This window comes from Candidatus Poriferisodalis sp., assembly GCF_965215815.1.
Taxonomy (GTDB): domain Bacteria; phylum Actinomycetota; class Acidimicrobiia; order Acidimicrobiales; family Poriferisodalaceae; genus Poriferisodalis.
On record NZ_CBDCEO010000012.1, the window covers coordinates 1,590,243 to 1,609,452 of the forward strand.

The window sequence follows — 19,210 nt, forward strand, 5'->3', positions numbered from 1 at the left end:
GAGCGCTCAGCGGCCGATCTCGACCTGGACGAAACGCGTCACGGTTGCCGACCCAACGACGTCGGCTACCGATCGTTTCTCGTCCTTCACGAACTTCTGCTCCATGAGCGTGTGCTCGCGCAGATAGCCCGTCAGGCGGCCTTCGACGATCTTTCCCAGTGCCGCCTCCGGCTTGCCCTCATTTCGGCTGATGGCCTCGAACGTGGCCCGCTCGCGGTCAAGCACGTCGGTCGGCACATCCGAGCGCCGGATATAGGTGGGGCGGCTGCTGGCGATGTGCAGTGCAACGTCGTGGGCAACCTCGGGGGTCGCTCCGTCGAGTTCCACGAGTACAGCATTGACGCCACGGCCGCTCTGTTGGTGGACGTAGGCGTCAATACACGAACCGGCTGGTGCCTCGAAGCGCTCGATCGAGCCGATAGCGATGTTCTCCTTGAGCGTGATCTTGAGGTCGTCGATCGCTCCGGCCGCATCGGCAACAGCCGAAGGACCGCCCGCGATCACATCGCTCAGCAGCTGATCTGCCATCGACAAGAACCCATCGGACTTGGCCACGAAGTCTGTCTCGCAGCGCAATTCGACGATGGCACCGACCGAGCCGTTGCCATTGTCGACCACGCGTGCCACTACGACGCCCTCGCTGTTGTCGCGACCGGCTCGCGCCGCGGACTTGGCGATGCCGTTCTCACGCAGCCATTGGGCTGCGGCCTCGGCGTCTCCGTCGCATCGGGTCAGCGCGTTCTTTGCATCCATCATCCCGGCGCCGGTGGCCTGGCGCAAGGCCTGGACATCCTTCGCGGTGAACGCAGCCATGTCAGCTGGCTCCTTCCGTTCCGGTTGACGCGATGACGGTTTCGGATTCGCCAGTCTCAGCGGCAGTCTGTTCGGCAGGCTCGACCTCGAGGGTCGCCGCAGCGTCATCGGAGGACTCGGCGTCGCTGGCGGCATCGGGGGGTGCCCCAGGAGCCTCCACGGAGCGCATGTCAGGAACCGTCGCGGCGGCCGCCGCCTTGGCGGCTTGGTCGGCAGCGATGCGGGCCTCGCGCGCAGCAGCCTCGTCCATTGCCGCACGCTGTGCCTCGGCCTGCTGCGCGGCGATACGCGCTTCTTCGGTTGGCGAACGCTCCCCTGCTGGGGCCACCGTCACACCGCTGCGCTCGGCCATGTACCGACCCTCCCGGGCGGCATCTGCCATGACCCGGCACAACAATTCGGTCGAGCGGATGGCGTCGTCGTTGCCCGGGATGACGTACGTGATCGGGTCGGGATCGGAGTTCGAGTCGGCGACGGCCACCACTGGCAGCTTCAGCCGGACCGCCTCGGCAACTGCGATGTGTTCCTTCGGCGTATCGAGCACGAAGACGGCATCAGGCAGTTTGTCCATGCCCCGTATGCCGTTCAGGTTGCGTTGCAGCTTGGTGAGTTCGCGAGTGTGGAGGAGGGCTTCCTTCTTCGGCATGTTGTTGAAGTCACCGGCTGACTGCATCCGCTCGTACTCGAGCATCTTCTCGACACGGCCGCGGATTGTGCGGAAGTTGGTCAGCATCCCGCCCAGCCAACGCTGGTTCACGTACGGCATGCCACACGCGTCGGCGTGACGCTGAATCGGATACTGCGCTTGGCGCTTGGTCCCGACGAACAGAATCGTTCCACCTCGCGCCACGGTGTCGCGCACGTACGCGTAGGCATTCTCGAGGAGATCCAGCGTCTGCCGTAGATCGATGATGTAGATGCCGTTGCGCTCGCCCCACAAGAAGCGTTCCATCTTCGGATTCCAGCGACGGGTTTGGTGTCCGAAATGGACGCCGGCTGTGAGCAGGTCGGACATGGTCACGACAGCGGACATGAGTTCTCCTCCCCACGGTTCGAAACTCTGCGCCGGGGACGACGCCGCTTTGGGAAGCGGCGACCGCGGGGTCGCCCCGGCTGGTCAGTCAATAGGTAGTGGTGCTGCGGTTCCGAAGAGACTCCGCCTCCGGGAGACTGGGCCTCAGAGCACCGCAATGCCAGCGCCGGAGTGTAACCAGCGCAGTTGCAGCCGGTACACCGAGGTTGACGCGGGCACGAGTCTGGGACGGCTGAGGGGTGGTCGCACGCCCGTGCCGGCGTCACCGTCGAAGATCAGGGCTGGGTCGAGGTAGGCCTCACCCCGGCGCACGCCGACGTGGAGCCGGTCGGCCGTGGTACCAAGCAGCTGTCCCTGATGCACCCGTTCACCTCGGTTGACGCCGATGTCGGCAACCCCGGAGTACGAGACCCGCAGACCATCAGGGTGACTCACTGTGACATGCAACCGGCCTCCCACGGGTCCCGCGAAACTGACAACGCCGCGTGCGGCTGCCCAGAACGATGAGCCGGGCCGGGTCGCAAACTCGAGGCCGCGATTGCCCGATCCGTATTCGTGCTTTGGCGGCCTGAAGTGATCGACGATGGTCCCGTGCACGGGCCAGATGTAGGTCAGCGCCGACTCAGCCTGCGCTGACGCCGGAGCGGTTCCGGCGGCCAAGACAGCAGCGCACACAGCAGCGCACGCAGCTGATGTGCCGAAACGATGGCCGCTGCGGCGCACCGGTCGACCGCCGAGGCCTCGTTTGATGCGCCGACCCCACGAGGGCCAGCTGTGCTTGATGCGCCGACCCCACGAGGGCCAGCTGTGCTTGATGCGCCGACCCCACGAGGGCCAGCTGTGCTTGATGCGCCGACCCCACGAGGGCCGGCTGTGCAGCAGGAACTCGAAGGCGGTGCCTACGCGCGCGGGTGTGCCGACTCGTACACCTCTCGCAGTCGTTCCCTGCTGACCCGGGTATAGATCTGCGTCGTCGCAAGTCGCTGGTGGCCGAGCAATTCCTGCACGACGCGCAAGTCGGCTCCCCCGTCGAGCAAGTGTGTGGCGTAGGTGTGTCGCAAGGCGTGCGGATGGGTCGGCACTACGGAGCGCCGATCCAGGATCCGCTGAACGTCGCGTGTACCGAGCCGGTTGCCACGCAGGTTCACGAACAGCGCAGCAGGGTCGCGATCGGCCCGATTGCGCAGACGCTGCACATCGAATTCGTCGCTGCGGCCGTCCCGCCATGCTGTGAGCAATGACACGGACGGCTCGCTGAGCGGCACACGCCGATGCTTGGCACCCTTGCCGATGACCTTGATGTGACTGTCGCCTGGCCGGAAGGCGCCGCGGTCGAGTTGGCACAGCTCGCCAACCCGCAGGCCGCTGCCGTACAGCATCTCGAGCACGAGCCGATCGCGCAGCTCCGTCGGGTCTGCGGGCACCGTGCCGTCGCCGAGCATCTCGGACACTTCGGCTGCGCCGAGCACGCGCGGCAAGCGTCCTGCGCCGGCGGGCGCGGCGAGCCCGAGCGTCGGATCGAGGTTGATGGCGCCGTCGCGCACCAGCCAGCCGTAGTAGCGCCTCAACGCCGATGCCTTGCGGGCCACGGACCGTCGCGACAGCCCGCGAACCGTCAGAAACGCGATGTAACGCCGAAGCCAACGCCGGTTGATGTCGCCTGGATTGCCATGGCCGGCTCGGGAGGCCCAATCGGCGAACTGGCAAAGATCGGTCCGATACGCGCGCTTGGTGGACTCCGATGCCGCAGTGAGCGACAGCACGAATTCTCCGACTCGCCACTCCGGGGGCGCTAGGACCACCAAGTCCACAGTACCGAAGAGTCCCCATAGGTCCGCAAGCGCGATCGCGGCGATGCGGAAGTCTCATCTGGACTTCTCCCACCATCCGCCCGTCTCGGTGACCCAGCCTGACAACTGCAGCCGGCCGAGCGAAGATGCCAGTTCCGCCAGCGTCGCTTCGACTCGCAACGCCAGCTCATCGACCGAGCGGGGTCCGCCAATCAGCTCGTCCAGAACCTGACGGTCGAGATTGTCTTCGGGTGGAGCGGGCACTGCAGCCCCGGCCGGAGAACCGGCATGTTCGCCCAGAGCCAGCAGGACATCGGACACGTCGCACACGGGCGCACATCCGTCCGCGAGGAGACGGTTCGTGCCGACTGATGTCGCGCTTGTGATCGGCCCGGGCACTGCCAGCACGGGCCGGTCTCGTTCAACTGCAGCGTCGACGGTGTACATCGAGCCGCCCGAGGCGCCCGATTCGACCACTACCAGTACCTCGCTCAGTGCAGCGACAATGCGATTGCGAGCGGGAAAATGCCACGGCACTGCCGGAGTGCCGAGCGGATACTCGCTGAGCAGCGTTCCGTTCTGCGCGACATCCGCCCACAGCGTCCGGTTGGCGGCCGGGTACACGCAATCCAGGCCGCTGCCAACGACACCGATGACAGGACCGCCCCCATCCAGCGCCGCTCGCTGCGCGATGCCATCGATGCCAGTGGCAAGGCCTGACACCACTGCTACACCATGGGCAGCCAGGCCCGTTCCGAGCAGCTGTGCCACGGTGCGGCCGTATGCGCTGCAGCGACGCGTTCCGATGATGCCGACCCGCCTGTGGTGTGGCTCTAACGGCGCTCCCTGCCCGAACAGCAGCGCTGGAGGCTCGGGCTCCGATTCCCACAGCTCGACATTGCCGTGAATTCCCGGAACGTGCAGCCAGACGCCCGCTCTCGAGTGCGTTTCGAGCCGGTCCGCCCCGATCGGCTGCTCGCAGCGTGCAGCGCGGTCAAGCGCTGCGGCCGCGAGCTGCTGCCACGTCGCGATCAACGTTGCGTCCACGCCCCGGCAAGCGCTCAGCGCGGCAACCGTTGCAGCCCGACCGCAGCGCAGGTCCTCGACGGCATCGAGTGCAGTGCGGCCGCCGAGAAGGGCCCATAGGCGCGCCGGTCCAATTCGGGGCAAGGAGCACAACTCGAGCAGCGCTCCCAACTCTGACCGCTCGCCGGCATCAGCCGATTCGAGGTTCATGTGGCTGCCGCGGGAACGTGCAGGCTTCCCACGCTCGCACGCAGCGCGAGTGCTTCGTTCAGGCGTTCGGCGTCGACCACCGGCTCGTCGCCGTCGAGGTCGCACAACGTCATGACGACGCAACGGACACGGTGCAATCCCCGGCCACTGAGCATTCCCTTGGCCAAGCGCGTTCGCAGTTCTCGCCGGGCGGCCGCAGTGATCGGGGCGTGACGCTCCAGCTGCTCGGAGGTCAGCTCGGCGTTCGTCGCCACGCCGCGGCCAGCGGCCCGGGCACGTGCCGCCGTCACACGTGCGCCGACTGCCTCGGTGGATTCGCCACGAGCGCCATCGAGCAGCTGATCGGGTTCGGGACGCTGAACTTGAACACGAAGGTCAAAGCGGTCGAGCAGCGGCCCCGACAGCCGGCGCAGGTACCTCAGCCGGGCATGGTCGGAGCAACGACAGGAACCGGGGCGGCCGGCGTGCCCGCATGGGCATGGGTTCATGGCAGCCACCAGCAGGAACCGGGCGGGAAAGGTGCAGGCCCCCGACGCACGACTGACCCGCACAACGCCTTCTTCGAGCGGTTGGCGCATGGCGTCGAGCACACTCGGTGCGAACTCTCCCAGCTCATCGAGGAACAGCACGCCGCGATGGGCCAGCGAGATTTCTCCCGGGCGAATGAGCGTCGAGCCACCGCCGATGAGTGCAGTCACGGTGGCGGTGTGATGCGGACTGCGAAGTACGGGGCGGGTCGCGAGGCCCGTCGGCAACGGCAAGCCAGCGGCCGATTGGACGCGCGTCGCCTCCATCGCGAACTGGCGGCTGAGCTCAGGCAGCAGACCCACGAGCCGTCGAGCCAGCATGGTCTTGCCTGCACCCGGTGGTCCCAGCATGAGCAGGTGGTGACCGCCCGCAGCGGCAACCTCGATGGCTCGGCGGGCGAGTGGCTGTCCGATCACGTCACCGAGATCGGGTACTGGGACTGAGGGCGGTTGAGGCGGATCGGGCGGCGGATCCGGCCACGGCGCCCGGCCTGCGAGCACTGTCGCCAGCTGGCTCAGCGTTTGAACGGCGTGGACATCGCGGGGACCCGCAGCGAGAGCGAGGTGATACGACTCGAACGCGACGACGACCACCCGGTCACGAAGCGTGTCGACAAGCGGCAGCACGCCCACCCCGCCCCGGATTGCGCCGTCGAGACCGAGTTCGCCCAGGAATGCCTTTCCGCGTAGCGACTCGGCCGGGAGCTGCTCAGTGACGGCCAAAACTGCGACGGCCATCGCCAGGTCCAAGACGGCGCCGCCCTTGCGCAGACCCGACGGTGCCAGGTTCACCGTGACGCGCCTGTCGGGCCAATCGAGTCCCGACGAGAGCACGGCGGCCCGAACCCTGTCCCGGGCCTCTCGGCACGCGGCGTCAGGGAGTCCGACGATGGTGAACGACGGCAGACCGTTGGAAACGTGTACCTCGACGGTGACAACATGACCGTCGACGCCGACAAGCGTCGCGGCCGTTGCAGTAGCCAGCATGGGCCTCCTCAGGCGGTTCGGACCGGACGCAACCACACAGGGCGCTGTCCGGCGTTGACGGGGAAGCCCGCTCGGGGCCACAATCGAGTCGGCCTGTGGTGCGCCAGCGAAGTCGTGTTGCTCGCTGCCGCGTGGACCTCTTCGTGACCGTAGATCACGCTCGCGCATTCCAAGGAAGGGTTTTCTGCCGGTCTGCGCCACGCCGATGCCGCGCTGGGAGGGCGATACTGCTCTCATGGGCTACAACCCGTATCGCGAGCACCGCACGACACGACTCGACTACGTGCTCCTGGCCGCAGCTGCGATCGTGGCGGCCGGCCTGGTGGTGTGGGCGTTGTTGGGCTGAGATCCCAGATGCGCAAGCTTGAGCCAGTACCGGGTTTCGAAGTGCGCCGGGTGCAGCCCTATGAGGCAACCAAGCGGTATGTCTGCGGCGGCTGCGCTCACAGCATTGAGGCTGGTGTGGGTCACGTGGTCGCAGTGCCGATCGATGCCCCCGATCTGCGACGTCACTGGCATTGGGGATGCTGGCAGGCCCGGGGCCGGCGACGGCCGGTGGGCTGAACGCCCTGGTTGTCAGAACGCCCCGCTGAGCACCTCGACGTTGCGACCCATGACCGCGGCTGCGTCGAAACGCATCGGCCCTTTCCAGCCACCGCGTTGGCGCACGTAGTGCGCGGCGAGGCGCCGGACTTGTTGTTGCTTGCGAGCGGTGATCGCCTCAAAGCCCGTCCCGAAGCGATCGCTGGAGCGAGTCTTCACCTCGCAGACCACCAGCTGTGTCCCGTCGGTGACGACAAGATCCAACTCGCCTGCGGGGCAACGCCAATTTCGGTCCAGAACGCGGTACCCACGCTCGACGTACCAGCGCTCGACAAGATCCTCGCCGTAGCGGCCAAGCGCTTGACGCCGAGCGGTCATACGCGCATCGCGCCCAGCCCCAGCCAGCGCGATCGAAGCTGGCCCGCTAGAAGCGCTTCTCGGGAATCCGGGCTGCCTTGCCGACGCGATCGCGCAAGTAGTAGAGCTTCGCCCTGCGCACATCGCCCACGGCCACGCGCTCGATCTTGGCAATAGTGGGAGCGTGCAGCGGAAATGTCCGCTCAACCCCCACGCCGAAGCTGAGCTTGCGTACCGTGAACGTCTCGCTGATGCCCGACGAATGGCGGGCGATCACATAGCCCTCGAACACCTGGGTTCGCTGCCGGTTGCCCTCGACGACCCGCACGTGGACGCGCACCGTGTCACCGGGGCCAAAGTCAGGATGATCGTCGCGGAGACGAGCCTGGTCGACCAGATCGGTGCTTCCCATAGCGATCCGACTCCCGTGAAAGGCGTGACGACGAACACTGGAGGCTAGTGGTCTGTCGCGGAATTGCCGCAGCGATGTGCCGTGGCAGCCGCAATGAGCTCAGCCGGATTCTCCAAGCTCCAGGTCGAATTCAGCGAGGTGCTCCCTGTCGAGGTCGCTCACGCCCCGCACCGCCAGCAGGTCGGGGCGCTCGCGTGCGGTTCGGACGAGCGCCATGGCTTGACGCCAGCGACGAACCCGGGCGTGGTCGCCGCTACGCAGCACTTCGGGGGCCTCGAGGCCGCGGAACGACGCAGGACGGGTCCAATGGGGATACTCCAGGAGACCCGCGGCAAAACTCTCGTCCGCGCTGGAAGCCGCATTGCCGAGCACGCCGGGCACCAACCTCCCAACGGCCTCGACGACGACCATGGCTGCGAATTCGCCGCCTGCAAGCACGACATCGCCGACGGAGATCGAACCGTCCACGAGGTCGGTGCGGATGCGCTCGTCAACTCCCTCGTAGCGGCCGCACAGCAAACTGAATCCGCCCGATGCCGCCAATTCGGAGGCCAAGGGTTGATCGAATCGCCGGCCACCGGCATCAAGCAGCAGCAATGGCCGCGGCGGCGAGACCGTCTCGACGGCAGCGAAGACCGGCTCGGGCATCAGGATCATGCCCGGGCCCCCTCCGAATGGCGCATCGTCAACCGTGCGGTGGGCGTCAGTGGTCGCCATTCGCAGGTCCCAGCAGCGGATATCCAGCAGTCCTTGGCTGCGGGCCCGACCCAGCACGCTCAGCTGGCACATTGCATCGAGCTCGGCAGCGAAGATTGAGAAGACGTCGATGCGCAGCCCAATCTCGGGACTGGGTGCCGGAGCGGGCTCAGTGCCGGTCGAGCTCGAAGAGCCCATCGGGTACCTCCACGTGGACCGTGCCGGGTTCGCAGCGCACGACGAACGTCAATGGCACGAGGTGGCCCGTGTCGAGCTCGAGCAGGTCCGCTGCCGGATTCGCCACCACGCTCGTGACCACGCCGGCGTCGCGTCCGTGCTGATCGATGACCGAGCTGCCGCACAGCTCATGCACCCACAGCTCGTCGGGATCCTCCAGTGGCTCGGCGAACAACGTCGTGCCTGTCAGCGCCGCCGCAGAATCACGGTCATCGATGCCGTCGAAGCTCACCAGCCAACGGTTGCCGTCACGGCGGGCGCCCGATACCACTAGCTCGCCAGCGGCGGTCACGAGCGTCGAACCGATGTCGAAACGCTCGAATCGGTTGGTGACCGGGTGCACGGCAACCTCGCCGCGCAATCCGTGTGCGCGTCCGATAGTTGCGATCTCCAGCAAGTCTGCCGAACGGATGCGCGGACTGACGAGCCTGCCTGCTTCGGTACCTGTCGTCTCCCGCTCTTGTTCGCTGCGCTCACGGGCCGCTCGGGCCACGGCTTCGCCCTGCGGCTCAGCCTCCGAACGGCGGGACTCAGTCCCGGAAGTCGACTTCGACCTGGACGCCATCGCGGTGGGCTGCGGCGCGCACCAGCGTGCGGATGGCGTTCGCGACGCGTCCTCGCTTGCCGATGACCCGACCGATGTCCTCTGAGCTCACGGTTGCCGTCAGGCTCAATTTCGATCCCGACTCGGCAATCTCGACTTCGACCTGGTCGGGATGCTCGACGAGCTGGGCAATGAGGTACAGCAGGACCTCTTCGGCGGTGGTGGTCTCGGTGTCCGCCCCGGTGTTGCCCTCGATCACTGGGCCTCCCCAGGTTCGGATGTCTTCGGCTCAGACGCCGCAGGTTCTGCCGAGACTTGCGCCTCCGCATCTTGTGGGGGGACGTCCGCGCTCGGCTCAGGGGTGTCGAGCACCAAGTCGGGCTCCGGCGGCGGCGCTGGAGCTTCAGGGGCCGATTCTGTGGCCGTGTCGGCGGGCTGGGGTGAGCCCGGAGAGCGGAATTCGTCCCACGCGCCGGAAATTGTCAGCAGCTTGGAGACCGTCTCGCTCGGCTGGGCCCCGTGGTTGAGCCAGTGGACAGCGCGCTCATTGACGATCGAGATCGCAGAGGGCTCCTGTCGCGGGTCGTACGTGCCGATGACCTCCAGCACACGTCCGTCACGGGGCTTGCGACTGTCGACAGCGACGACGCGATAGCTGGGCTGCTTCTTCTTGCCGGTGCGCTTGAGGCGCAGACGTACGGCCATGTTGCTCCCGGTTGGGTGATTTCGAAAAGGGGGCTCGTTGGGGGCGGGCGAACCAGCACAAGGGGTTTGATGCACCGATGGGCGCCGCGCCGACGGCTGAGCCTAACGGGGCATCGCCTCGCAACCCCCGCCCGGACCCGCAACGGACGCGGCCATCGTCGCCGCTTAGCGGCCAGGCAGCTTCAGGTCCAGAGAATCCCAGTCAATGGCACCGCCTGCGGTCTTCGTGTCGAGCTTTCCAAGCGACGGCGCGCCCTTAGGCGACACCCGTCCTCCACCGCTCGTACGGGCGCTGCCCCCTGATCGGCTCGGGCCCCGCCCCTTCTTGCGGGCAGCCTTGCGGCCCGCTGGACGTCGCTTCGAACCCAACCCCATCATGCCGCCCATCATCTTGCGCATCTGGGTGAACTGCTTCAGCAGGTTCGCGACCTGTGCCGACGACGTGCCGCTGCCCGCGGCGATGCGAGCCCGGCGAGAAGCGTCGATGATCTCCGGCGACACTCGCTCGGCTGGCGTCATCGACAGCACGATGGCCTCGGCGGTGGCAATCCGATCGTCGTCGATCTCGGCATTGCGGACCTGGTCGGAGATGCCCGGCATCATCTGCACGATGCTCTGCAAGTTTCCCATCTTGCGGAGCTGCCTGAGCTGATCCACGAAGTCGTCGAGGGTGAATGTGCCTTCGGCGAGACGCTGCACTGCTGCAGTCGCCTCGTCCTCTTCGTAGACGCGTTCCGCCTTCTCGATAAGCGTGAGCACGTCGCCCATGCCGAGAATCCGGCTCGCCATTCGATCCGGATGGAACTGCTCGAAGTCGTCGATCTTCTCGCCGACCGAGGCGAATGCCACCGGGCGGCCGACGACCTCAGCGACCGACAGCGCCGCACCGCCACGAGCATCGCCGTCGAGCTTGGTCAGGATGATGCCATCGACTTCGAGCGTGGCGTGGAAAGCCTCGGCGGTGGCAACAGCGTCCTGACCCACCATCGAATCGACCACGAGGAACGTGTAGTGAGGTCCGACAGCGTCGGAGATACGGGCCACCTCGGTCATCAGCTCGACGTCGATCGCGAGCCGACCCGCCGTGTCCACGATGAGCACATCGCGGCCGGCCTGCCGGGCATGCGCCAGGCCCCCAGCTGCGCAGGCGACAGGGTCACCCGGTTCGCTCCACACCTCCACATCGATGCTGCTGGCGAGCGTCCGCAGCTGCTCGACAGCTGCTGGACGCTGAAGGTCGGCTCCGACCAACAGCGGGTTCCGGCCCTGGGACTTGCACCACTGGGCCAACTTGGCAGCCGCGGTCGTCTTGCCAGAGCCCTGGAGCCCAGCCAGCAGCACGACTGTCGGCGGCTTCGAAGCGAATTGGACGCTGAGCGGGCTGCCGCCCAAGATGTCGATGAGCTCGTCGTGGACGATCTTGGTGACCTGCTGGCCGGGCGTGAGGCTGGCCGTCACGTCGCCGCCGACGCTGCGCTCGCGGACCCGTTCGACGAAGCGGCGCACCACCCGAACGTTCACGTCGGCTTCGAGCAACGCCAACCGGATCTCGGCCAACGCCTCGTCGACGTCGGCAGGGCGCATCCGCCCGCGACTGCGCAGCGTGCGAAGGGTGCCGGACAGGCGGTCAGTCAGCGTGTCAAACATCGCTCAGTCCTCCTCCCAGGATGCTGATTGCGGGGATGCTGATTGCGGGCTGGCGGGGAGCAGCGCATCGACGTAGCTGTCAGGGTCGAAGTCGACGAGGTCATGCGCGCCCTCGCCGAGGCCCACCAGCTTCACCGGCAGTCCCAGCTCAGCTTCGATGGCGAAGACGATCCCGCCCTTCGCCGAACCGTCCAGCTTGGTGAGCACGACGCCGGTGACGTCGGTGGCTTCGGCGAAGGCTCGTGCTTGGCTCAAGCCGTTCTGTCCGGTGGTGGCATCGATCACCAGCAGTGTCTCGGCGACTGCGCCAGGCTCACGATCTGCGACTCGGCGCACCTTGGCCAGCTCGTCCATGAGGTTCTTGCGGTTCTGCAGCCGGCCGGCGGTGTCGGCGAGGACCACGTCCGCATCGCGGGCCGCCGCGGCGGTGATGGCATCGTGCACGACGGAGCTGGGGTCTGCGCCCGAGCTGCCTGAGACCAGCTCAGCCCCGCACCGATCAGCCCATGTCTGCAATTGGGAGGTCGCTGCGGCGCGGAACGTGTCGCCAGCGGCCATCACGACACTCCGGCCTTCCTCCGTGAGCCTGGCTCCCACCTTGCCGATCGTGGTGGTCTTGCCCACGCCGTTGACTCCCACGAACAGCCAGACCGGCGTCGCGCCTTCGCGCCCTGGGACCGACACGGCCAGCGCACGATCCGCATCCAGGGATGCGCGCATCTGGTCCCCGAGCGCGCTCACCAGTTGCTCCGAGTCGACGATGCCCAGATCGGCAGCGGTACTGCGCAGGCGCTTCAGCGTCGCCATCGTCGTTGCCACTCCCACATCGGCCCCGAGCAGCGCTTCTTCCAGGATCTCCCACGTCGTTCCGTCAGGTTGACGTCCCCGGATCGAGGTGAGCCGATCACGCAACGACCGGCGGGAGGAGGCCAGACTCGAGGCAAAGGTGGCCTTGGGGCCCTCGGGCTCATCGTCGGCTGTCGCAACCGACTCATCTGATGATGCCAGCCCTGTGATCGGGGAGTATGCGGCTTGGACCGATGGCCGAGGCGTCTTTTCAGGGGTCCGGATCGACGCAGGAGTCGAGCGGCGCTGGATCGCACGAAGCACGAACGGCACGGAAGCGAGAAGCACCATCGCAACGACCAAGACGACGATGAGAACTGCCATGGTGCTCACTGGCGGGCAGGCTACCGAGGCGTCGTTGCGGGCTCTCCGAGCTCAGAGGTCCCATCTGCGGCGATGAGCGCCGCAGCGCGCTCGGGCCGCTCCGACACGACCACGCTGGAGCCTCCCGGCGGCATCGACACGCCGTACAGGACGTCAGCCGACTCCATCGTGCGACGCTGGTGGCTCACGATGATGAGCTGCGACTCACGCCGGAAGTCCGCCACGAGATCCAGGAAACGCTGAAGGTTGACGTCATCGAGAGCTGCTTCGACCTCGTCGAGGACGTAGAAAGGCGACGGACGGCTGCGGAACACCGCAAAGAGATACGCCAGCGCTACCAGCGAGCGCTCGCCGCCCGACAGCAGCGACAAGCGACCAATGCGCTTGCCGGCTGGGCGAACGTCAAGCTCCACACCGCACGTGAGGAGTTCGGTGGGCTCGGTCAGCGAGAGCTTGCCGACTCCGCCAGGGAACAGGATGCCGAACAGCTCGGCGAAGTTCCGAGCGACATCTTCGAATGCGGTCGCAAACGTCGCCACGATCTCGATGTCGATGGCACGAATCACCTTGTGCAGCTCGCGCCGGCTGTTGCGCACGTCAGTGAGCTGGGCGGCCACGAACTCGAAACGCTCGGAGGCTGCCTCATACTCGGACAACGCCAAGGGGTTCACCGGCCCCAGGCGATTGAGGTCTGCACGCAATGCCCGCTCGTGGGCCCCCGCACTGACGCCTTGCGGCAGCGGCGGAGGTGGTGCTGCGAGCGCCGCTGCCGGCTCCGCAGCAAAATCCGCACGCAGCACGGAAACCAGGGCGTCTCGCTTGGTTCGCCGCTCGGCATCGGCCACGTCCAGGGCTGCCAACTCCGTGCGAAGTTGCTCCTGGCGTGCAGACGCAGCGTCGCGCTCGCGCCGGAGCGCTTCGAGGCGGTCCGACAGCTGACGCACCAACTCCGTGCGCGCGTCGTGGCGTGCTCGCAAGCGTTTGAACTCAGCGTCGAGTCGCTGGCGCCTCTCCGACAGCAGCAGTGCGAGCCGATCCAACGCCGCCACGATGGCCTCGGCGCGCGCCAGCCGGGCCCCGGCCGCCGCGTGAGAGTTCTCATGGCCAGCCAGCCGCTCCGTGATCGCCCGGAGTCGTTGCTCAAGGCCCCATCGGCGCTGCAGCTGGGACTCGGCCCGAGCCTCACGCGCCTGGGACTGCGCGGCCCGCCGGGCTGCAGCAGCTGCGACCTGCCGTTGCAGCCCGTCGGCCGAGCGCTGGGCGCCTCGGAGCGCATCGAGTGCCGCTCGGTGCGCCTGGTGTGCTGAAGTCCAGGCCTCGGCGGCCTGCTGGTGCTGGCGCTTCAGCTCGTTGATGCGCTCGCGCGTCTCGTCGAGTGCCGCGGCGGCCGCTGCCGGTCCCGCACTGCCGATCCGCCAACGACCCGGCCCGAATCGGTCGCCGCCGGCCGTGACGAATACTGCGTCTCGATCGAGCGTTGCGCATTCGAATGCGCTGGCCCAGCCGCCCCGAACGCGCACTGCTGAACCCATCACCTCATCGAGCAGCGTTTCCAAACCGGGCCGGCTCCACTCGGGAGCGTCAGGTCTCACGTGAACGTGCGGCCGAACGAGCTCCGTTTCCGCCTCCGAATGCAGTTCGCCGCCACTCTGGGACGAGAGGTCGTGGGCAGGCACTCCGATGAGCGAGACCACCGACCCGCTCACACCGGCCTCGGCAAGCGCGGCGAGTGCATCAGCCGCCGCGGTGTCGTCTCTCACAACCACAGCGCCCAATGCGCCGTCCGCTGCAGCTTCGGCGGCAGCTTCCCAGCCTTCGTCGATGGTCACGAGGTCGGCGAGAACGCCCAAGAGGCCCGCAACATCATTCAGCGCTGCGATGCCGGACTGGGCCTGCGCCGTTTCCACTGCGGAGTTCAAGGCCTCGGATCGCCCGATCCAGCGCTGCAGCTCCTCCGCCACCGCACGCTGTCGCTCGTCTGCGGACCCCAGCGCCTCAGCGGCAACCGCAACGCCTGTCTCGGCCTCGACGACTGCCAGGTCGGCTTCCTCAGCGGCCGCTTCGGGCGCGTCAGGTTCCTGGCTGATTTGCTCGCCTGTCGGGACACTCGCAGTGTCGCCCTGCGACGGTGCCTCGGCGGCCGCGTCAAGGTCTGCCAACTCCGCGGAGACGCGAGTGCGCTCGTCAGTCAGCGTTGCGACCACATCGGAATCGAGCAACACATTTCGCTCTCGCTCGACCGAGCGCATCCGCTCGTAGGTCTGGCCAATGAGGCCGCGTGCCCGTTCAGACAGAGATGCCACACGCGAGAGCCGGTCCGCTGGTTCTGAAGTCAGTTGTGCGAGCTGCGACTGCGCGTTGTCGATCGCACCGTCGATGTCGCTGATCGATGCAGCAGTGGCTTCCTGCTGCGCCGCGAATTCGGCCCGTCGAGCATCTGAAGCACTCTGCGCCTGCTGATGCGCCGCCAGCTCGCGCCCAGCGTTGTACAGCTGAAGGTCAGACAGTTCCGCGCTGAGCTCTCGGTGCCGGCGAGCGGCCTCTGCCTGCCGTTCGAGCGGCCGCAGTTGGCGGCGGAGTTCGCGCTGCAGGTCGACCAAGCGCGTCACGTTCGCCTCGGTGCCTTCCAGCCGCCGCTCAGCCCGCTCCTTGCGGCGGCGGAACTTGAGTACGCCCGCGGCCTCCTCGATGAGCGCGCGCCGCTCTTCCGGCCGAGCTGCGAGCACCCCGGTGATCTGGCCTTGGGCCACGATGATGTGCTGCTGGCGCCCGACGCCAGCATCGTTCAGCAGTTCCTGCAGGTCGAGAAGCCTGCAGGGCGTCCCGTTGAGTGCGTACTCGGAGTCGCCGGAGCGGAAGAGCGTCCGGGTGATGGCCACCTCTGCTGTGGGGGTCGGCAATGTCTGCGATTCGTTGTCGATAACCAAAGTGACCTGCGCTCGACCAAGCGCCATACGGCGATCTGTGCCGGCGAAGACGACGTCGTCCATCCGCTGGCCTCGCAACGTGCGCGGCCCTTGGGCGCCCAGCACCCAGGCGATGGCATCAACAACGTTCGACTTGCCGCTGCCGTTGGGACCCACCACCACGGTGACGCCCGGTTCGAATGTGAGCGTGGTGGTCTCGGCGAACGACTTGAAGCCGGACAGTGTCAGGGAGCGGAGGAACACAGGAGCTCGATGTGCGGAAGTGGACGCCTACACCTGATAGTCGCAGTAGTGGTGAGTCACACCCCGTATGACAGCCGTGAGGACGTCGCCCCGGCCATTGCGGCATCGCTCGCCTGCCCGCCCATAGACCTCGAAGTAGGAATCGAAGCCCCCAGACTTGCCGAAAATGTCGAGATGGCCCCCGACCGAGGCGCCGCGGTACTTGATCGAGTTGTGGACCGTCTCGACGATGGCGCGGTAGAGCCGCCGGACCTCCTGGGTGTTCAGCCCCCTCGCAGCGCGCGCATGCCCCAGGCGAGCCGCGTGCAGTATCTCATCGGAGTACAGCGGCCCCAGCCCCACGACGAACGTCGGGTCCAGCAGCAGGTCCCGAATGTTGTCAGAACGACCTCGCAGCATGAGAGCGAAGTCGGTCCATGGCATCGGCATGTCCACCGGGTCGAATCCCAAGTCGCCCTGGGATGAATACACCTTGTGGTAACGGGCTTTGGCAATCACGCGCATCGTCACATCGGCACCCGAGTCGAGTACGCGCAACTGACCGCCAGTGGTGAAGCCGAGCACCACCTTGGTACCGGGGATCTGCGGCGTTCTCGAAGTGGCCCGTCGCAACGAGCCAGTGGCACCGAGGCGCACCACCATGACCTCGTCTGAGCCGAGGTCGAACAGCAGCAGCGTGCCGTCTCGTGACACAGACAGGATCTTCTTGCCGACGAGGAGATCGGCAAACTGCTGCTTCGAACGCATCGCGGGCAGCGATTTCTTGGTGCCGGGGACATCGACCATCTTGATCCGGCGGCCCGCGATCTCCTTGTCAAGATCGCGCCGAGCAATCTCGATCTCTGGCAATTCAGCCATGGGCGGGCTCCTCCGCAATTGTCGGTCGGTCACTGCGGCCTGCGATCAACCGCAGGCACGCAGCTTGTGCTGCTCGACGCTCCGCGGCTCGTTTCGTCAGACCCTCTCCCCGACCCCAAACGTCTGCGTCGATCCGCGCTTCGGCTACGAAGCGCGGACTGTGCGCGGGACCGGAACTCGACACTTCGTAGGTGGGTTCGGTTCCATAGCACCGAGCCACGAGTTCCTGGAATCGGGTCTTGGCCTCGCCAGCGCCGGGTTCGGCAGCTGCCTCCGCAATACGTGGGCCCAGGAGACGTTGCACGGTGCCGCGAGCCGCGTCGAGGCCACCGTCGAGATACACCGCACCCAGCACCGCTTCGAGTGCGTCAGCCAGGATCGACGCCTTGTCGGCTCCCCCGCTCGCCGCCTCACCGCGGCCGAGCAGCAGCGCAGACCCCAGGCCGCAATCTCGGGCGGCGTCCGCCAAAGCCTCGGCGCTCACAACAGCCGACCTCACAGCGCTGAGCTCGCCCGGGCCGAGATCGGGCGAGTTGGTCATGGCAACGTCGCAGACGCAGAGCCCAAGGACGGCGTCGCCCAGGAATTCCAAGCGCTCGCTGGACGTGGCGTGATGGTCAGGGTCCGCCGCGCCGTTGTGCTCGTGGCACCAGCTTCGGTGCGAGAGGGCCTCGGTCAGAAGGCTGGCGTCAGTGAAGTCATGCCCGACACGCTCCGCGAAGCTGTCGTGGGAGGCACGTTCGGCGACAGCAATCTCCACGTCAGCCGACGCGCTCCATCACGTAGTCGATGGCATCGCGCACAGTCTTGAGGTCTTCGAGGTCCTCGTCGTCGATGCGAAATCCAACCGTGCGATCCGAGAGCTCTTCTTCCAACGCTTCGACCAGCTCGATCAGCGCCAGCGAGTCTGCACCGAGGTCGTCCACGAAGGAAGCGGACTCGGCTACCTGAGAAGGTTCCAACTCCAGGATGTCGGCGAGCTGATTGCGAATGAGATCGAAGACCTCCTCACGCTCGGGCGGACTCTGGCGCACATGAGTTTCAGCGGGCATGGCGACTCCTGCCCCGGGGGCGTTCCGATGCCACTGCGGCGTCGTCTTGGGACAACGGACAGGTCTTGGCTATCCGGGCTATCCGTTCTGCGGATGCGCGAGTCAGCCTACCGGCGGTCAACCGAAGGAGATGGGAGGCTGACGGCTGCGAGCTCGCCCAACAAGTCCGCCTCGACCATGCGGTGAGCGACCCTGATGGCGTTCGTCACCGCTCTGGGGCTCGACGAGCCGTGCGCTATCACGCAGACTCCGCGCACGCCGAGCAGCATCGCGCCCCCGACGCTGTCGGAGCTCATTTCGTCGGCGAGCGGCGCAAGCAGACGGAGCGCTTCGGCACCCGCTGGTCCGCCCTTGGAGAGTCGTTCAAGAATCTGCCGGACAAAGAACGATGCCGTGCCCTCGAGGGACTTCAGCAGCACATTTCCGGTGAAGCCATCAGTGACTACGACGTCGACGGGACCATCGAGGACGTCGCACCCCTCGATGTTGCCGAAGAAATCGATCTCACTGTCGGCCGCGAGCAGCTTGTGGGTCTCCTTGACGAGCAGGTTGCCCTTCTCGGGCTCCTCGCCGATCGAGAGCAGCCCGACACTCGGTGCTGCCACACCGAAACGGATGCGGCTATAGGCCGAGCCGAGGCGGGCGAACTGGTGCAGCCATTGGGCATTGCAGTCGGCCATGGCGCCTGAGTCGAGCAAGACGCGCTCCGTGCCGCCGCCGGGCACGGGAAACGCGGTCGCGATGGCGGGCCGGGCAACTCCAGGCAGACGCCTCAGCCGCAAGAGAGCCGCCGCTGCGACTGCGCCGGTGTTTCCGGCGCTGACCACCGCCGAGGCCTCGCCGTCGCGTACGGCATTGACAGCGCGGGCGATCGAAGAGTCCTTCTTTGTCCGCACGGCGCGGCTCGGCTCCTCGGACATCTCGATGACCTCAGAGGCCTCGATGATGTCGAGCGATTCCCCCCCGGCCGCAATGATCGCGTCGCGACGCCCCACGAGGACGACGTCAAGGCCCTCCCGTACTGCGTCCAGCGCCCCCTCGACGACCGCGCCGGGCGCATGATCGCCACCCATGGCGTCGACAGCGACCGGAAGCGTCATCAGCCCCGACGCCGATCGATGTTCAGGCGATGTCGAGGGCTTGACGGCCGCCGTACCAGCCGCATTGTCCGCAGACCCGGTGGGGCAGCTTCGTGGCGCTGCACCGAGGACACAGGCTCCGTGGTGGTTCTGAGAGCCGCCACGCTGCTGCGCGACGCGATCTCGTCTTGCTTTTGGATGTCTTCTTCTTGGGGACTGCCACAGCTGCACTCCTCGAGCAATGGCGGCTGTGGGGCTTTGCCGCAGCCTGGGGCGGCACTGGTGCCGACGAGAGAATTGCGGCCCACGGTGATGCACCGCCCTGCGGCGCCATCGGCGGGTCGCGATCGAAGC

21 protein-coding genes are annotated in these 19,210 nt (G+C 66.9%); 1 reads left to right on the top strand and 20 read right to left on the bottom strand.

Annotated features, from left to right (window positions below; genetic code table 11):
• Positions 1-6: 6 nt before the first annotated feature.
• From tsf to ACOOHB_RS08965, 6 genes are all read right to left on the bottom strand, one after another.
• Positions 7-813 (bottom strand): translation elongation factor Ts, encoded by an 807-nt coding sequence (tsf, locus tag ACOOHB_RS08940; RefSeq protein WP_420444437.1) that lies wholly within the window; start codon positions 811-813, stop codon positions 7-9.
• A gap of 1 nt (position 814) precedes the next feature.
• Complete coding sequence (rpsB, locus tag ACOOHB_RS08945) at positions 815-1,846, bottom strand: 30S ribosomal protein S2 (RefSeq protein WP_420444438.1); 1,032 nt, start codon at positions 1,844-1,846, stop codon at positions 815-817.
• 144 nt (positions 1,847-1,990) lie between these two features.
• On the bottom strand, positions 1,991-2,506 hold the full coding sequence (locus ACOOHB_RS08950; RefSeq protein ID WP_420444439.1) for a murein hydrolase activator EnvC family protein: 516 nt from the start codon (positions 2,504-2,506) through the stop codon (positions 1,991-1,993).
• 239 nt (positions 2,507-2,745) lie between these two features.
• A complete protein-coding gene (locus ACOOHB_RS08955) occupies positions 2,746-3,648 on the bottom strand; it encodes a tyrosine-type recombinase/integrase (RefSeq protein WP_420444440.1) in 903 nt (300 codons plus the stop codon).
• 63 nt (positions 3,649-3,711) lie between these two features.
• Positions 3,712-4,872, bottom strand: a complete 1,161-nt coding sequence (locus ACOOHB_RS08960; protein ID WP_420444441.1) for a DNA-processing protein DprA — start codon at positions 4,870-4,872, stop codon at positions 3,712-3,714.
• Positions 4,869-6,386, bottom strand: a complete 1,518-nt coding sequence (locus ACOOHB_RS08965; RefSeq protein WP_420444442.1) for a YifB family Mg chelatase-like AAA ATPase — start codon at positions 6,384-6,386, stop codon at positions 4,869-4,871. The genes ACOOHB_RS08960 and ACOOHB_RS08965 overlap by 4 nt, the downstream gene beginning before the upstream one ends.
• 354 nt (positions 6,387-6,740) lie before the next feature.
• On the opposite strand from ACOOHB_RS08965, the gene ACOOHB_RS08970 reads away from it, so the two are divergent.
• A complete protein-coding gene (locus ACOOHB_RS08970) occupies positions 6,741-6,950 on the top strand; it encodes a hypothetical protein (protein ID WP_420444443.1) in 210 nt (69 codons plus the stop codon).
• A 12-nt stretch (positions 6,951-6,962) separates the two neighbouring features.
• On the opposite strand, the gene ACOOHB_RS08975 is transcribed toward ACOOHB_RS08970, so the two are convergent.
• The 14 genes from ACOOHB_RS08975 to rpmF all read right to left on the bottom strand — a co-directional run bounded on the left by ACOOHB_RS08975 (position 6,963) and on the right by rpmF (position 19,190).
• On the bottom strand, positions 6,963-7,307 hold the full coding sequence (locus ACOOHB_RS08975) for a YraN family protein (RefSeq protein ID WP_420444444.1): 345 nt from the start codon (positions 7,305-7,307) through the stop codon (positions 6,963-6,965).
• Positions 7,308-7,353: 46 nt separating this feature from the next.
• The gene (rplS, locus tag ACOOHB_RS08980) at positions 7,354-7,698 is read right to left on the bottom strand and encodes a 50S ribosomal protein L19 (protein ID WP_419553838.1); all 345 of its coding nucleotides are present in this window, start codon (positions 7,696-7,698) and stop codon (positions 7,354-7,356) included.
• 99 nt (positions 7,699-7,797) lie between these two features.
• Positions 7,798-8,532, bottom strand: coding sequence for a tRNA (guanosine(37)-N1)-methyltransferase TrmD (gene trmD / locus ACOOHB_RS08985; RefSeq protein ID WP_420444691.1), 735 nt, complete (start codon positions 8,530-8,532; stop codon positions 7,798-7,800).
• A 31-nt stretch (positions 8,533-8,563) separates the two neighbouring features.
• Positions 8,564-9,124 carry a ribosome maturation factor RimM gene (gene rimM / locus ACOOHB_RS08990; RefSeq protein ID WP_420444445.1) on the bottom strand — a complete coding sequence of 187 codons (561 nt, stop codon included), beginning with the start codon at positions 9,122-9,124 and terminating at the stop codon, positions 8,564-8,566.
• Positions 9,125-9,161: 37 nt separating this feature from the next.
• Positions 9,162-9,434: a KH domain-containing protein gene (locus ACOOHB_RS08995; RefSeq protein WP_420444446.1), complete on the bottom strand. Its 273-nt coding sequence runs from the start codon at positions 9,432-9,434 to the stop codon at positions 9,162-9,164.
• The gene (rpsP, locus tag ACOOHB_RS09000; protein ID WP_420444447.1) at positions 9,431-9,880 is read right to left on the bottom strand and encodes a 30S ribosomal protein S16; all 450 of its coding nucleotides are present in this window, start codon (positions 9,878-9,880) and stop codon (positions 9,431-9,433) included. The genes ACOOHB_RS08995 and rpsP overlap by 4 nt, the downstream gene beginning before the upstream one ends.
• A gap of 165 nt (positions 9,881-10,045) precedes the next feature.
• Complete coding sequence (gene ffh / locus ACOOHB_RS09005; RefSeq protein ID WP_420444448.1) at positions 10,046-11,527, bottom strand: signal recognition particle protein; 1,482 nt, start codon at positions 11,525-11,527, stop codon at positions 10,046-10,048.
• 3 nt (positions 11,528-11,530) lie between these two features.
• Complete coding sequence (gene ftsY / locus ACOOHB_RS09010; protein ID WP_420444692.1) at positions 11,531-12,697, bottom strand: signal recognition particle-docking protein FtsY; 1,167 nt, start codon at positions 12,695-12,697, stop codon at positions 11,531-11,533.
• Between the two features lie 20 nt (positions 12,698-12,717).
• On the bottom strand, positions 12,718-15,867 hold the full coding sequence (locus ACOOHB_RS09015; protein WP_420444449.1) for a chromosome segregation SMC family protein: 3,150 nt from the start codon (positions 15,865-15,867) through the stop codon (positions 12,718-12,720).
• Between the two features lie 27 nt (positions 15,868-15,894).
• Entirely contained in the window at positions 15,895-16,725 is an 831-nt protein-coding gene (locus tag ACOOHB_RS09020) for a DNA-formamidopyrimidine glycosylase family protein (protein WP_420444450.1), read from the bottom strand.
• The gene (rnc, locus tag ACOOHB_RS09025; protein WP_420444451.1) at positions 16,718-17,485 is read right to left on the bottom strand and encodes a ribonuclease III; all 768 of its coding nucleotides are present in this window, start codon (positions 17,483-17,485) and stop codon (positions 16,718-16,720) included. The genes ACOOHB_RS09020 and rnc overlap by 8 nt, the downstream gene beginning before the upstream one ends.
• Before the next feature lies 1 nt (position 17,486).
• Positions 17,487-17,777: an acyl carrier protein gene (locus tag ACOOHB_RS09030; protein ID WP_420444452.1), complete on the bottom strand. Its 291-nt coding sequence runs from the start codon at positions 17,775-17,777 to the stop codon at positions 17,487-17,489.
• Between the two features lie 107 nt (positions 17,778-17,884).
• A complete protein-coding gene (gene plsX / locus ACOOHB_RS09035; protein ID WP_420444453.1) occupies positions 17,885-18,877 on the bottom strand; it encodes a phosphate acyltransferase PlsX in 993 nt (330 codons plus the stop codon).
• Between the two features lie 22 nt (positions 18,878-18,899).
• Positions 18,900-19,190, bottom strand: a complete 291-nt coding sequence (rpmF, locus tag ACOOHB_RS09040; RefSeq protein WP_420444454.1) for a 50S ribosomal protein L32 — start codon at positions 19,188-19,190, stop codon at positions 18,900-18,902.
• Positions 19,191-19,210 lie beyond the last annotated feature (20 nt).

What these genes read in the sequence shown, in the direction of transcription:
- ffh (WP_420444448.1), bottom strand. Translation starts at nt 11,527, where the DNA reads ATGTTTGACACGCTGACTGACCGCCTGTCCGGCACCCTTCGCACGCTG.
- ACOOHB_RS08960 (WP_420444441.1), bottom strand. Translation starts at nt 4,872, where the DNA reads ATGAACCTCGAATCGGCTGATGCCGGCGAGCGGTCAGAGTTGGGAGCG.
- tsf (WP_420444437.1), bottom strand. Translation starts at nt 813, where the DNA reads ATGGCTGCGTTCACCGCGAAGGATGTCCAGGCCTTGCGCCAGGCCACC.
- rpsP (WP_420444447.1), bottom strand. Translation starts at nt 9,880, where the DNA reads ATGGCCGTACGTCTGCGCCTCAAGCGCACCGGCAAGAAGAAGCAGCCC.
- rplS (WP_419553838.1), bottom strand. Translation starts at nt 7,698, where the DNA reads ATGGGAAGCACCGATCTGGTCGACCAGGCTCGTCTCCGCGACGATCAT.
- rpmF (WP_420444454.1), bottom strand. Translation starts at nt 19,190, where the DNA reads ATGGCGCCGCAGGGCGGTGCATCACCGTGGGCCGCAATTCTCTCGTCG.
- plsX (WP_420444453.1), bottom strand. Translation starts at nt 18,877, where the DNA reads ATGACGCTTCCGGTCGCTGTCGACGCCATGGGTGGCGATCATGCGCCC.
- rpsB (WP_420444438.1), bottom strand. Translation starts at nt 1,846, where the DNA reads ATGTCCGCTGTCGTGACCATGTCCGACCTGCTCACAGCCGGCGTCCAT.
- ACOOHB_RS08965 (WP_420444442.1), bottom strand. Translation starts at nt 6,386, where the DNA reads ATGCTGGCTACTGCAACGGCCGCGACGCTTGTCGGCGTCGACGGTCAT.
- ACOOHB_RS09030 (WP_420444452.1), bottom strand. Translation starts at nt 17,777, where the DNA reads ATGCCCGCTGAAACTCATGTGCGCCAGAGTCCGCCCGAGCGTGAGGAG.
- ACOOHB_RS09020 (WP_420444450.1), bottom strand. Translation starts at nt 16,725, where the DNA reads ATGGCTGAATTGCCAGAGATCGAGATTGCTCGGCGCGATCTTGACAAG.
- ACOOHB_RS08975 (WP_420444444.1), bottom strand. Translation starts at nt 7,307, where the DNA reads ATGACCGCTCGGCGTCAAGCGCTTGGCCGCTACGGCGAGGATCTTGTC.
- ftsY (WP_420444692.1), bottom strand. Translation starts at nt 12,697, where the DNA reads ATGGCAGTTCTCATCGTCGTCTTGGTCGTTGCGATGGTGCTTCTCGCT.
- ACOOHB_RS08970 (WP_420444443.1), top strand. Translation starts at nt 6,741, where the DNA reads ATGCGCAAGCTTGAGCCAGTACCGGGTTTCGAAGTGCGCCGGGTGCAG.